12 protein-coding genes are annotated in these 13,035 nt (G+C 65.0%); 2 read left to right on the forward strand and 10 right to left on the reverse strand.

From position 1 onward, the window contains the following. Positions 1-7 precede the first annotated feature (7 nt). The 10 genes from ABW18_RS15435 to ABW18_RS15480 form a co-directional block, all read right to left on the reverse strand. Positions 8-1,444, reverse strand: coding sequence for an MCE family protein (locus ABW18_RS15435; RefSeq protein WP_049699885.1), 1,437 nt, complete (start codon positions 1,442-1,444; stop codon positions 8-10). Continuing rightward, positions 1,441-2,754: an MlaD family protein gene (locus ABW18_RS15440; RefSeq protein ID WP_049699886.1), complete on the reverse strand. Its 1,314-nt coding sequence runs from the start codon at positions 2,752-2,754 to the stop codon at positions 1,441-1,443. Before ABW18_RS15440 ends, ABW18_RS15435 begins: the two co-directional genes overlap by 4 nt. Continuing rightward, a complete protein-coding gene (locus ABW18_RS15445) occupies positions 2,754-4,028 on the reverse strand; it encodes an MCE family protein (RefSeq protein ID WP_049699887.1) in 1,275 nt (424 codons plus the stop codon). Before ABW18_RS15445 ends, ABW18_RS15440 begins: the two co-directional genes overlap by 1 nt. Position 4,029: 1 nt before the next feature. Beyond that, on the reverse strand, positions 4,030-5,181 hold the full coding sequence (locus tag ABW18_RS15450; protein WP_049700083.1) for an MCE family protein: 1,152 nt from the start codon (positions 5,179-5,181) through the stop codon (positions 4,030-4,032). Next, positions 5,178-6,245, reverse strand: coding sequence for an MCE family protein (locus tag ABW18_RS15455; protein ID WP_049699888.1), 1,068 nt, complete (start codon positions 6,243-6,245; stop codon positions 5,178-5,180). The genes ABW18_RS15450 and ABW18_RS15455 overlap by 4 nt, the downstream gene beginning before the upstream one ends. Then, the gene (locus ABW18_RS15460) at positions 6,238-7,416 is read right to left on the reverse strand and encodes an MCE family protein (protein ID WP_049699889.1); all 1,179 of its coding nucleotides are present in this window, start codon (positions 7,414-7,416) and stop codon (positions 6,238-6,240) included. Before ABW18_RS15460 ends, ABW18_RS15455 begins: the two co-directional genes overlap by 8 nt. A gap of 4 nt (positions 7,417-7,420) precedes the next feature. Then, positions 7,421-8,272 (reverse strand): MlaE family ABC transporter permease, encoded by an 852-nt coding sequence (locus ABW18_RS15465; protein WP_005204760.1) that lies wholly within the window; start codon positions 8,270-8,272, stop codon positions 7,421-7,423. A 3-nt stretch (positions 8,273-8,275) separates the two neighbouring features. Next, complete coding sequence (locus tag ABW18_RS15470) at positions 8,276-9,040, reverse strand: MlaE family ABC transporter permease (RefSeq protein WP_005204758.1); 765 nt, start codon at positions 9,038-9,040, stop codon at positions 8,276-8,278. A gap of 60 nt (positions 9,041-9,100) precedes the next feature. Beyond that, positions 9,101-9,991, reverse strand: coding sequence for a 3-oxoacyl-ACP reductase (locus ABW18_RS15475; RefSeq protein WP_049699890.1), 891 nt, complete (start codon positions 9,989-9,991; stop codon positions 9,101-9,103). 85 nt (positions 9,992-10,076) lie between these two features. Beyond that, a complete protein-coding gene (locus tag ABW18_RS15480) occupies positions 10,077-10,265 on the reverse strand; it encodes a ferredoxin (protein ID WP_005204755.1) in 189 nt (62 codons plus the stop codon). Between the two features lie 107 nt (positions 10,266-10,372). On the opposite strand from ABW18_RS15480, the gene ABW18_RS15485 reads away from it, so the two are divergent. Together ABW18_RS15485 and ABW18_RS15490 are read left to right on the forward strand one after the other, a co-directional pair. After that, positions 10,373-11,575 carry an acyl-CoA dehydrogenase family protein gene (locus ABW18_RS15485; RefSeq protein WP_049699891.1) on the forward strand — a complete coding sequence of 401 codons (1,203 nt, stop codon included), beginning with the start codon at positions 10,373-10,375 and terminating at the stop codon, positions 11,573-11,575. A 294-nt stretch (positions 11,576-11,869) separates the two neighbouring features. Then, positions 11,870-13,027 carry an acyl-CoA dehydrogenase family protein gene (locus tag ABW18_RS15490; RefSeq protein WP_049699892.1) on the forward strand — a complete coding sequence of 386 codons (1,158 nt, stop codon included), beginning with the start codon at positions 11,870-11,872 and terminating at the stop codon, positions 13,025-13,027. Positions 13,028-13,035: the final 8 nt, after the last annotated feature.

Here is a 13,035-nt window from a genome sequence, read left to right on the forward strand (position 1 = left end):
TGCCGATTCACCCTGCCATCCCGCTGGTGATCAATCCCTGCCACGTGCTGCTTTGTCCTTGACTGTCGCTGCTTGCAGGAGCGTCCCTGCCGGTTCCGGCGTTGTACGTCTTGCCGTCCGGGCCGATGAAGTCACCCGTATCCGGATCGTACGTGGTGCCGTAAACGGCCGGACCAGCCTCATACGACCCGGGGGTACCAGGCGTCGTATAGCCGGCGGGGGCGGGCACGAGGCCCGGGATCCCGTTGGGCAGAGCGACGTTCTTCTCCGTGCTCGCCTTGAAGCCCGTCCGGCATTCCTCAGGCGTCGGGGCGCGTCGGCCGGGGAACTCGGCGCACGGGAAGTTCCTGGCACCGCGAACCGCGATCTGCGCATCCTGCGGTAACCGGCACAGCAGACCGGGAGGCAGGTCGCGGGCGGTTTGCACCGCGGGACTGCGCCACTCGTTGGACGGCATGAATCCGACGGTGCACGGCGCGGGATCCTGGAAGCCCAGCGAGAACAGGACGCTCGGCCCGTACTCAGCCGAGCCCTGATGAACCGCGGTCAGCAGCGAGCTGATCAACCGCGGATAGATCACCACCGCCTGCTGGAGATTCGGCAGGTAGAGCGCCAGTGTCTTCGACGCGACGCCGAGGTTGTTGATCAGCATCGGCAGCGTCTGATCCATGTCCGCGAACAACTGCTGCGACTTCGACGCCGTCGACGGCCCCTTGGTCAGGATGTCGGTGATCTCCGGCTTGTTGGCACGCAACTGATCGGTCACCTTGACGGCGTTCGCCGTCCACGCACGGACCGAGTCCGCTGTCCTGTTCTGCGTCTCCAGCAGCGGGCCGGTCTGCTTGATCAGATCGATCGTCACGTCGACGTTCTTGTCGGCGTCGGCGACGAGGAGCGTCATCGAGTCGAGCAGGCGCCGAAGATCCTCACCGGTTCCGTTGAATGCGGTGAACGCCTCGTCCATCACGTTGCGCAATCGGGTGTCGCCCACCTTGGTGAGCAGGGCATTGGCCTGCTCGAGCACCGACGAGATCTCGACCGGCAAGTCGGTGCTGTGCACGACCGCACCGTCGCCGAGGTAGTCGCCACCCGATCCGGACTTGGGTGTGAACTCGACGAACTGCTCGCCGACCGCCGACACGCTGCGGATCGACGCAGTGGAGTCAGCGGGGATCTTCGCCGAGCTGTCGATCGACAGCGTCGCCGCGACACCGTTCGACGTGAGGCGGACCTCCTTGACCTTGCCGACGTTCACTCCGCGGTAGCTGACGTTCGCATTGGTATAGATGCCGCCCGTGCTCGGCAGTTCGAGTGTCACGTCGTAGCGACCGACACCAGCCATCGCGGGCAAGCGCACGTAGTACACGGCCATCGCAACAAGTGCGACGACGGTGACGATCGCGAAGATCGTGAGCTGCATCCGGACGAACCTGGTGATCTTCATCGGCCACCACCGTTCGCGGGAACGGGTGTCCGGGGAGCGGTGGACGTTCCCGTCGCGGTCGACTCCTGCGTTCCGGCGGGGACAGGGTCCGCACTGTCGGGCCGCTTCTCACCGCCGGGTACAAGCGGCGACGTGAACGGATCCAGCCCGCGCTTGGCCGCTCCGGCAGGTTGGCCGGTCACCCCTTCCGGTCCGACGAGACCCGAGGTCATCAGAATCGTCTGCTTGAGCCTGTCGACCGTCAGGTCGAGCACGAGGTCGGAGTTCACGTAGTCGCCCTTGACGATCTGCGGAATCGTCTCCTCCAAGAAGGGGAACGTGAACAGGATTCTGGTCGCCCCCGGCAGCGCCGGACCCGCCGCAGCGAGTGCGCCGAGCGTCGGATTCAGGTTCGCGACGATGGTCTTGATGTCGTCGGTGTTGGCGCGCAGCACATCGTTGACGGTCTTCGAGAGGCCACTGAGCGCCGACAATGCGCCGGTGAACTTGTCGCGTTCGTCGTTGAGCATCGCCAAGATGGCCGGCCCGTCGGCGAGAGCCTTTTCGACGGTCGGCTTCTGCTGGTTGATCGTCGTACTCAACCGGTCGAGGCCCTCCATCGCGTCGATGATGTCGCCCGACTGGCTCGAGAGGTCGGAGATGAGCGTGTTCAGGCGCGGCACGAGCGCGCGGATCGATTCGGCGTTGCCGCCGAGGACCTGGCTGAGCTCGTGGGTGATGTCGCCGAGCTGCGAGAGTCCACCGCCGTTGAGCACCACCGATAGTGCACTGAGCACCTGTTCGGTGGTCGGGAATGCGCACTGGGGCACTTGCTGCGCGGAATTGATGTCTGCGACCCGCTGACCCGATGGCTGCGCGATGTTCTTCTGCTCGGGACACGCGGGCAGCGGAATCTCATCGCCTGCGTGCAGATAGCCGGCCGTCGTCTTCTCCGGCGGCACGATCGCCAGATGTGTCGACCCGAGCACGCTGGTCATCCCGACCTTCACATACGAACCGCGTGGAACCTGCACTCCCGGATTGAGTTTGATCGGAACCGCCGCATGCCAATTCGCGTCGACATCGATATCCCCGACGCTTCCGACCGTCACGTCGTTCAACATCACCGGGGAGTTGTTGGTGAGGCCCGCCGCGGTCGGGATCACCGCCGAGATCTCGTACGATCCGTTGCCGGTGCCCTGCGCGCCCGGCACGGGCAGGCTGTCGGCGCCGTCGAATCCACAGGCCGTCGCGATGGCCGTGACCACCGCGATCATGAGTGCGGCGCGCAGGCTCCTGCGCGGCCCGCGAGTTCGGTTGGGGCGCAGCATCAGCCCTCACCTCCCCACGGCACCAGCAGGTCGCCGAGCCCGCCGCCGTTGCCGCGACGCGTCGCAGCGTCCTGATCGCGAATGCCCTGCTGGGCGCGGGCTTTGACGTCGGCGTTCTGGTAGGTGACCTGGCTGGGGAGCGCACTCTTGCCGACGACGGGGTCGGACATGAACGGCGGATATGCCACAGAGAGCGAACCGAGAACGGGCGCAAGCACATCGACACACTTTTCGACGTCTGCCTTGCTCTGACCCGGCCTGTTGTTGGCCTCCATCGTTCCGCAGAGCAGCGTGATGAGGTTGTTGCCCATGCCGAGGCCGAAAACTCCGGACAGCGAACCGGTCAGCGGGTTGTAGATGTTGTAGAAGTTGGCGAGCTGATTGGGCGCAGAGTGCAGCAACCCGCGGATCTGGCTGTCCTTCTCCGCGAGGATGCGTGTCGTGTCCGACAGCTTCGCCACCGAGGTGGTCAACGATTGCTTGTTCTGGTCGATGAACGTGTTGATATCGCTCATCGCCGAATCCAGATTGTGCATCGCGCCGTCGAGTTGCGTCGTGTTGTCGGCGAGAACATCCGTCACAGAGGCGATCCGGCCGTTGAACTGCACCAGCTCCTCGTGACTCGTTGAGAGCGCGTCGGTCAGCTTCTGCAGGTTGCGGATCGTCGAGAACAGGTCGTCTCGACCCGACGACAGCGTCGACATCACGTCGGAGAGGTTCGTGATGGACGAATTGATCGCCTCACCGTTGCCCTGCAGGTTCTTGTCGGCGACGTCCATCAGCTTGGCGGCCGATCCCTTGTCGGCACCATCGGGTCCGATCGCCTTGGTCAGGCTCGAGAGTTGCTTCTTGACGTCGTCCCACTCCATCGGAACGGCGGTGCGCTCCATGGGAATCGCGCTGCCGTCGTCGAGCTGCTTTCCGCCCGCGTAGACCGGGGTCAGTTGCACGAACCGGCCGGAAACCAGGCTCTGAGCCACCACGACCGCCCGCGCGTCGGCCGGGATCGGCGTCGAACGGTCGACGTCGAGCGTCACCTTCACATCGCCCGCGCGAGGCGTGATGGAGCTGACCTTTCCGACGCGGACACCGAGCACACGCACGGTGTCGCCGGTGTAGAGACCGTTGACCGACGGGAAATAGGCGGTGATCGTCTTGGTGGTCGCCCTGTCGTAGACGGCGTATCCGATGATGCCCGCGAGAACCAGCAGCGCCACCAGACCCGCTGCGCCCCATGCCTTTCGGCTCCCCGGGAGGGAACGACGGAATGCCATGTCAGCCACCTGCCGTCGGGGTCGGGTAAGTCGGCGGCGGAGCCGGTGCGGTGTCCTTCTGCGGGAAGGGCGGCGCTTGGCTCCATGCCTGCGGCAGCAGCGGGAACCCGCTGTAGCCGAACGCCTTCCATGCCTCGGGATACTTCTGCTGAAGGATCTTCATGAACGTCGCGGTGTAATCGCCGAAAGTACTGACACCGACCAGCGATTCGAACCGTGGCCCGGACGCGACGGCCTCGCCGAGCGCGTTGGCGTACGGCCCCAGCCGGTCGAGGGTCTGTTTGAGGTTCTCCTCGTTGTCGTTGAGGATGTCGAGTACACCGTCGAGTTTCGTCAGTGCCGGCCGCAGTTGTTCGTTGTTCTCCTTGATGAATCCGGATATCTGGTCGGCGACATCACGGGTACCACTGATGAGCTGCGCGATGGCGGTGCGTCGGAACTGCAGTTCGCCGACGAGCGAATTGGCATCCACGAGAAGCTGATTGATCTGCTTGCTCCGGTCGCCGATGACGTCGGTGACACCGTTGGCCTTGGCCAGCAGTGCACGAAGGTTGTTGTCGCGGTCGGCAATCGCCTTGGACAGCCGTGACACGCCGTCGACCGCGCCCTGTACTTCGTCGGGGGTCGACGAGAACGTCACCGACAGGGTGTCGAGGGCCTTGTTGAGCTGATCGGTGTCGGTCTGTGCGAGCGAATTGGTCGACTCGTCGAGAGCGTCGGAGAGTGAATACGGTGCGATGGTGTTCCGGTTGGCGATCGACTCGCCCGGCCGGATACGTCCACCACCGTGTGGCAGGATCGTCAGATTCCTTCTGCCGAGCACTGTTTCGGTCTTGATCGCTGCCTGCGTATCCGTACCCATCACCACGGTGTCGTTCATGCGGAAGGTGACCGCGGCCTTCGTGCCCTGGTCGGTCGGTGCGAGCGCGATGTTCTCGACCGTACCGACCTTCACGCCGGAGACCGTCACGATGTCGCCGTTCACCAGCCCGCCAGCGTCGTCGAAATACGCGGTGTATCTGCTGATCGGCGACAGATACGGCAGCTTGTCCATCTGCATCGCGACGATCACGACCATCGCGGTGACGACGACGCCGATGAGGCCGATCTGAACTCGGCTGCGCCCGTTGAGGAGCGCCCGCTTCTCGCTCATGTCGCCGCGCACCTCCCGCCGGCCTTCGTGGTATCGCCCATCACGTCGTTGGAGGTGAAGAAGTACTGCTTGCCGTCAGGTCCGCTGAGCAGCAAACGGATTCGACAGAAGTAGATCTGCAGCCATGCGCCGTAGCTGCCGAGATTGGAGAGCTTCTTGAAGTCGTTCGGCAGTCGTCCCGCGAGTTGTCGCAGGTATGGTTCCGACTTCAGCAGGTTGCCCGACACCGTGCCCGTCTCGGCGACGATCTGCTTGAGGTCGGGGCGGGTCGCTCCGAGCAACCCCGACAGTCCGTTGGTCACCGCGGCCGTCTGCGTCAGCGCATTGCCGATGGTTCCGCGCTGCGCCGACAGTCCGGTGATCAACTGCTGCATCTGATCGAGGCTCGTGTCGAGACCCTTCTTGTCCCCGTCGAGAATGCCGAGCGTCTGGTTGAGGTTGTCGATGACGTCGCCGATCAACTGGTCTCGATCGGCGAGCGCGCCGGTGAACGACGACGTCTGCGCGAGCAGGTTGGTGAGCGCCTCCCGCTGGGCTCGGCCCTGGAAGACCTCGATCAACGACGCCGACAGCTGGTTCACCTCGTCGGGATTGAGCGTGCGGAACAGCGGCTTGAACCCGCCGAGCAACTTGTCGAGGTCCATCGCGGGCTCGGTCTGCCCGATCGGGATCGTCGCACCCGAGGGCAGTGTGTCGTCGGGATCGCCACCGCCCTGCTCGATGTCGAGATAGCGGTCGCCGGTCAGGTTCTCGTAGCGGATCAACGCGCGCACCGACTTCGGCAGCCGGTACTTCTCATCGACGCTGAACGACACCTCGGCGTCGTTGTTCCGCGTCAACGCGACCTTGTCCACGGTCCCGACCTGCACACCGGCGATCTTCACCTTCGACCCCGACTTCATCTCCGACGCACTCACGAAGATGGCGGAGTAGTCCGACGACGACCCCGGTCGATAGTTGCTGAACACCGCGACGAGGCCGACGAAAACCAAGATCATGACCGTCGCGAAGGCGCCCAGCTTGATGACGGTGGCGCGGAATGCGCGGGTGCGATTGTCAACCACGGGCGGGCTCCCCGAAGAGCACCTGGAAGAGCTTCTCGCGTGAGGCCTTGGCAGTGGTGCGTGGCTGGTAGGGCACCGGAGCGTTATCGGTCACGTAGAAACCCGAGTTGACGTCGGTTGTGGGATCACTCAGGGCTCCATCGCAGGTCGGCGGGCCGTCGGCGCCGACAATCGGGAGGCTCTGTGGATACGTGTACGGGTCGGTGCCCGGCTGCAATCCCGCGTATAGGAGCAGATTGTTGTTCTTTCCGCCGAGCATCGGCTTGGCGAGATCAGCTGCCTGCGCGCTCGCCGTCAAGAAGCACGTCAGTCCCGGCGACTGGTAGCCGAGAAGCCGCGCGACGGGGTTCAGGTTCGACAGTGTGTTGATCAGTGTCTGCTTGGGCGGCGAGAGCACGCCGTTGATCGTATTGGCCATCCCGGTCGCGTTGATCAGCAGCGCGTCGAGGTTGGCCGAGTTGTCGAGCAACGTGTTGCCGAGGAACGTCGCGTTGTCGATGGTCCGCATCAGATCCGGCATGGCGTCGGCGTACACATTGGTCGCTCCCGCGGCCTGTTCGATCGCCTCGTTGAGCTCCGGCAGATGAGGGTTGGTCTTCGCGAGCAACCCCGACAATTGGTCGAGCGACGCACCGATCTGCTTGCCCTGTCCCGACAGTGCGGTGTCGACGGCGCCCATCACGGCGTTGAGCTTGTCGGGCTGGAGGTCGGCGAGCACGTTGACCAACTGTTGGAAAACGGTGTTGAGTTCGACGACGACGCGGTCGGCCGCGATGACCTGCCCGGCGTAGAGGTGGCCCTGCGGTCCGGTCTCCGGGATCACCAGGTTGACGGCTTTGGCCCCGAAAACCGTGTTGGATTTGATGTCTGCGGTCACGTTCGCGGGGATCTGCGACATTTTGTCGCTGTCGATGTCGAGGTCGAGCACCGCGTGACCGTCGGCCTGCCTGATCGTCGCGACCCTGCCGACCTGCACACCGCGCAGTTTCACCTTGGCGTCGGGACTCATCACCAGACCGGCTCGCGGCGTGTTGAGCGTGACCGGCTGGGTGTCGGCGAACCAGCCGAGGAATTGTGCGCCGGCACCGACGACAACCGCGACGAGACCACCCACCATGATCACCGCTGCCGTTTTGCGGACCAGCGGGCTCCGCTCTTGTCTGCGCGCCATCTGATCAGCCCGCCAGGTTGAACTTGCCGTCGGCGCCGTAGATGGCGAGCGAGGTGAGCAGAGTGATGACGACGACAACCACCAGCGACGCGCGCACCGCGTTGCCGACCGCGACGCCCACGCCGACCGGACCGCCGTCGGCGTTGTAGCCGTAGTAGGTGTGGATCAGCATCACCGCGATGGCCATACAGATGGCTTGCACGAACGACCAGAGGATGTCCGACGGGATCAGGAACGTATTGAAGTAGTGGTCGTACACACCCGACGACTGCCCGTAGAGCACGACCGTTGCGAATCGGCTGGCGACGAAGGCGGCGAGGGAGGCCAGCGAGTAGAGCGGGATGATCGCGATCATGCCCGCCACGATGCGCGTGCTGACCAGGTACGGAATCGACGAGATCGCCATGGTCTCCAGTGCGTCGATCTCCTCGCTGACGCGCATGGCACCCAACTGTGCTGTCGCTCCCGCGCCGATCGTCGCGGCAAGCGCGATACCCGCGATCACCGGAACCGCGATGCGGACGTTGATGAACGCCGAGAAGAATCCCGTCAGTGCCTCGACACCGATGTTGGCCAGCGAGCTATAGCCCTGAACCGCGATGGTGCCGCCCGTGAACAACGTCAGGAATCCGACCACGACGACGGTCCCGCCGATCATCGCCAGCGCACCAGAACCCATGGAGATCTCCGCGATCAGCCGGAGCGTCTCCTTCTTGTACTGGCGTACCGCTCGCGGGATCGCAATCAGGCTGTCCCAATAGAAGAGCGCCTGATCGCCGATCTGGTTCCAGTCGTCGCCCGCGCGTTTGATCGCGACTCTGGCGGTCTGGAGCCGCGTCGTGAAAGGAAGGACCATTTCTCAGCCCGCCGTCGCCTTCACGCCGACCGCGGTCACCACGACGTTGACGACGAACAGCGCCATGAAGGAGTAGACGACGGTCTCGTTCACCGCGTCGCCGACGCCCTTGGCCCCACCCTTGACGTTGAGTCCCTGATAGCAGCCGACCAATCCCGCGAACAGCCCGAACAGCGCCGCTTTGACCATTGAGATCATCAGCTCACCGAAGCCGGTGAGCAGCGTGAGGCTGGCGAGGAACGCACCCGGATTGACGTCCTGCAGATAGACCGAGAACAAGAATCCGCCGCCGATACCGATCGTGCACACAAGGCTGTTGAGCAACAGCGCCACGCCGGTCGAGGCGATCACGCGGGGAACCACCAGTCGGTGCACCGGGTTGATCCCGAGCACCTCCATCGCGTCGATTTCCTCACGGATCGTCCGTGCGCCGAGGTCGGCGCAGATTGCCGTGGCGCCCGCTCCGGCGACGATGAGCACCGTGACGATGGGACCGATCTGCGTGATCGTGCCGAGCGCTGCGCCTGCTCCCGACAGGTCTTGCGCACCGATCTCGCGCAGCAGGATGTTGAGCGTGAAGCTGACGAGCACGGTGAAGGGGATCGCCACGAGCAGCGTCGGCATCATCGAAACACGCGCGATAGCCCACGATTGCTCGACCGTCTCCCGCCACTGAAAAGGACGATGAAACAGCTCGCGGAATGAATCGACACCTAGGGCAACGAAGTCGCCGACCTGTTCCAGCGGCGCGTCAAGCCTGCGCGACAAACGTCTGCTCCTCTTCCCCGGTTTCCAAGCAACCTAGCACGCAAAACACACAGAAGTGGGTCAGTTGACCAGCCCACGCGCCGTGAAGGTTTTCGACGGATCGCGCTCGGCAAAATACGACGTGAGCGTCTTCGCGAGATCGTCGGAATCCCAGGTGCCACTCTCTGCCTCGAAGACCTCGTCGACGGTCGGCGCGGCCATCAGGGTAACGCGCGGACCATAGACGACGAAGACCTGTCCGGTCACGTCGTCGGAGTCGGGCGACGCCAGAAAATTCACGAGCCGCACGACGTGCTCGGGCGACAGCGGGTCGACGCCATCGGCGGGTGCATCACCGAATACCGCGGCGGTCATCGCAGTCCGCGCGCGTGGGCAGATCGCGTTCGCACGCACGCCGTAGCGCTTGAGCGCGCGCGACGAGGAGAGGGTGAGCGCGGTGATCCCGGCCTTGGCCGCGGCGTAGTTCGCCTGCCCCTCGGGGCCCAGCAGACCGGCTTCCGACGAGGTGTTGATCAGGCGCCCGTAGACGGGTCCGCCCGCCTTCTTCGACTCGTTGCGCCAGTAGGCGCCCGCATTGCGGTTGAGCAGGAAGTGTCCCCGGAGATGGACCCGGATCACCAGATCCCACTCGTCGTCGGTCATGTTGAACAGCATCTTGTCGCGGACGACGCCCGCGTTGCTGACCACGACGTCGAGTCGGCCGAGGTCTTCGGTGGCAACGCGCATGATCTCGGCCGCGACGCCGGAGTCGGAGATGTCGCCTGCGACGGGCACCGCTCGGCCGCCCGCGCCGGTGATGGTCTCGATCGTGTCGCTGGCGTCGAGCGCGTTCGCGAGGTCGTTGACGATCACCGTCGCACCCGCCGTGGCGAGCCCGATCGCCTCGGCCCTGCCGAGACCCGCACCGGCGCCGGTGACCACGGCGACCCGATCGTCAAGTGACTGCACCATCACGAACCCCTTTCGATTACTAGAACCTGTTCTAACATGCGCTCCCTGCGCGCCGGAACAGAACCCCCGAAACCACTCGTCGAATTCACTCGAGCCGCAGTGCCGACTTCGGACATCCGGCCACTGCCCGACGCACCTCGTCGACCTTCTCGTCGGGCACCTCGTCGGACAGAATCACCAGGTAGTCGTCGTCATCGAGGTCGAAGAACTCGGGTGCGAATCCGACGCACACACCGTTGGCCTCACATAGGTCGAAATCCGCCTTGATTCGCATCAGTACCCCTCTTCGTTGTCAGGTCCGCTGGTTGACGGCTGGGTGGATACAGGTTAGAACGTGTTTCAGAAGTTGGCGAGTACCCACCGAAAGCACAGGGGTCGAACATGCGCATCGCGTACACAGAGCAACAGGCCGATCTTCGTCGCGAGCTGCGGTCGTATTTCGCAGGACTGATGACAGACGAACGACGCGCCGCACTCACGGGCGGTGACGGCGAACTCGGCGAGGGCGACGCGTACCGCGACGTCGTGGCGCAGATGGGCTCTGACGGCTGGCTCGCGCTCGGCTGGCCGACCGAGTTCGGCGGCCAGAACCGTTCGATGATGGACCAGTTGATCTTCACCGACGAGGCCGCGATCGCGGGCGCGCCCGTCCCGTTCCTGACCATCAACTCCGTTGCGCCGACGATCATGAACTACGGCACCGACGAGCAGAAGGCCTTCTTCCTGCCCAAGATCGCGGCGGGCGAACTGCACTTCTCGATCGGATACTCCGAGCCTGAGGCAGGCACCGATCTCGCGGCTCTACGCACGACCGCCGTGCGCGACGGCGACGAGTACGTGATCAACGGGCAGAAGATGTGGACGTCGCTGGTCGCATACGCCGACTACATCTGGCTCGCGTGCCGCACCGACCCGTCGACCCTCGAGCCCGGCGGGAAGAAACACAAGGGCATCTCGATGCTCATCGTCCCGACCGACAGCGCCGGCTTCGACTACACCCCGGTCCACACGATGTCCGGCGTCGACACATCGGCCACCTACTACTCCGACGTCCGGGTGCCGGTGAGCGCGCGAGTCGGCGAAGAGGGTGGCGGCTGGCCGCTGGTGACCAATCAGCTCAACCACGAGCGGGTCGCGCTGTGCAGCGCCGCCCCCGTACAGACCGCGCTTCGCGAAACCGTCGCCTGGGCACAGCAACACAAGACCGGCGACGGCCAGCGGGTCATCGACGCACCGTGGGTGCGCACCAACCTCGCGCGGGTACACGCGAAGGTCGAGTACCTGAAGCTGATCAACTGGAAGATCGCCTCCGCGGCGGCCTCCGGCGGATCACCGAGTCCTGCCGACGCCTCTGCCACCAAGGTCTTCGGCACCGAATTCGCCACTGAGGCTTACCGTTTGCTGATGGAGGTCGTCGGCCCTGCCGCGACGCTGAGGCAGGACTCACCCGGCGCCCTACTCCACGGCCGCCTCGAGCGCTACCAGCGGACGTCGCTGATCCTCACCTTCGGCGGCGGCACCAACGAAATCCAGCGCGACATCATCGGCATGCTGGCCCTCGGCCTGCCGCCCGCCCGCCGCTAATCGACCCGCCGACCGAGCTTCCGTCCGATGATCGAGCCCGCACCCGATGATCGAGCTTCAATCCCGCTGATCGAGCCCCACCCGCTGATCGAGCTTGTCGAGATCACCCGCTGACCGAGCCCACCACCCGCCGACCGAGCCCCAACCCCGCTGATCGAGCCTGTCGAGATCACCACCCCGCTGATCGAACTTCAACCCCGCTGATCGAGCTTGTCGAGATCACCGCCCGCTGATCGAGCCCAACCCCGCTGATCGAGCTTGTCGAGATCACCTACCCACCGAGGAGCACCCGCCATGGACTTCACTCTCCCCGAGACCGCAACGGCGGTGCGCGATCTCGCCGCCGACATCGCGACCAAGCTCAGCACCGACGAACGCGTCGCTGCGCTCGAAACCTCCTCGGCGCCGCTCGACGACCAGCTTTGGCGTGAGCTCGCGGCCGCAGGCCTGCTCGCCCTCGAACTCCCCGAAACCCTCGCGGGCGACGCCGCAGGCGAACTCTCGACCGTCGAGAACACCGCCGTCGCAGAGCAACTCGGCACGCACCTTGCCCGTGTCCCCTTCGGGCAGCACGCCATCGCGGCCGGACCGATCCTCGCCCGACACGCCACCACGACCCTCGCAAAAGACCTACTGCCCCGCCTCGCCGACGGCACACTCATCGCGACCGCCGCCGTCGAAGAGGATCTCGGCGACGACACACTCTCGCCCACAACCACTCTGACCAAAACCGACAACGGATATGTGTTGCGCGGCAGCAAGGTCAACGTCGGCTACGCCGCTGCGGCAGGGCTGCTGCTCGTCACGGCCAGCGATGCCGACTCGCTCGCCGTCGCGGTCGTCGACGCCTCCGCCACCGGCATCACGATCACCGAAACCCGCACAACCGGACTCACCCCGACCTATCACGTCGACTTCTCCGACGTCGCACTCGACGACGCCCATGTCCTGCACGGCGTCGAGGTCGTATCCGACCTCGTCGATCGCCTCACCCTTGCGGTCTGTGCCGAGCAGTCCGGTGTGCTCGCCGCCGCGCTGGACGCCACCGCACGCTACGCCCGCGAGCGTGAGCAATTCGGGCGGCCGATCGGCTCCTTCCAGGCCGTCGCGCAGCGCCTCGCAGATGGCTACATCGACGTCTCGGCGCTGTCGCTGACGACCACTCAGGCCTCGTGGCTCCTCGCGCAGTCCGACGCCGGTTCGTCCAGCGACCCCGACACCACCGGCAGCGCAGACGTTTCCGCTGCCATCGCCACCGCAAAGTTCTGGGCGGCGGAGTCGGGGCATCGAGTCGCGCACACGGCCGTCCACGTCCACGGCGGCGTCGGCTTGGACACGAGCCATCCCACGCATCGATACTTCCTACGCGCCAAGCAGAACGAGTTCACCCTCGGATCTGCCAACACGGCGCTCCGACGGCTCGGCGACGCGCTCGCGGCCGAGCCTGCATGACGATCACA

The sequence above is a fragment of the Gordonia jacobaea genome (genome assembly GCF_001186365.1).
Classification (GTDB): domain Bacteria; phylum Actinomycetota; class Actinomycetes; order Mycobacteriales; family Mycobacteriaceae; genus Gordonia; species Gordonia jacobaea.

Bases quoted from the DNA above. Each gene is read 5' to 3' on its own strand.
- ABW18_RS15435 (WP_049699885.1), bottom strand. From the start codon at position 1,444: ATGAAGATCACCAGGTTCGTCCGGATGCAGCTCACGATCTTCGCGATC.
- ABW18_RS15440 (WP_049699886.1), bottom strand. From the start codon at position 2,754: ATGCTGCGCCCCAACCGAACTCGCGGGCCGCGCAGGAGCCTGCGCGCC.
- ABW18_RS15445 (WP_049699887.1), bottom strand. From the start codon at position 4,028: ATGGCATTCCGTCGTTCCCTCCCGGGGAGCCGAAAGGCATGGGGCGCA.
- ABW18_RS15450 (WP_049700083.1), bottom strand. From the start codon at position 5,181: ATGAGCGAGAAGCGGGCGCTCCTCAACGGGCGCAGCCGAGTTCAGATC.
- ABW18_RS15460 (WP_049699889.1), bottom strand. From the start codon at position 7,416: ATGGCGCGCAGACAAGAGCGGAGCCCGCTGGTCCGCAAAACGGCAGCG.
- ABW18_RS15465 (WP_005204760.1), bottom strand. From the start codon at position 8,272: ATGGTCCTTCCTTTCACGACGCGGCTCCAGACCGCCAGAGTCGCGATC.
- ABW18_RS15475 (WP_049699890.1), bottom strand. From the start codon at position 9,991: ATGGTGCAGTCACTTGACGATCGGGTCGCCGTGGTCACCGGCGCCGGT.
- ABW18_RS15480 (WP_005204755.1), bottom strand. From the start codon at position 10,265: ATGCGAATCAAGGCGGATTTCGACCTATGTGAGGCCAACGGTGTGTGC.
- ABW18_RS15485 (WP_049699891.1), top strand. From the start codon at position 10,373: ATGCGCATCGCGTACACAGAGCAACAGGCCGATCTTCGTCGCGAGCTG.
- ABW18_RS15490 (WP_049699892.1), top strand. From the start codon at position 11,870: ATGGACTTCACTCTCCCCGAGACCGCAACGGCGGTGCGCGATCTCGCC.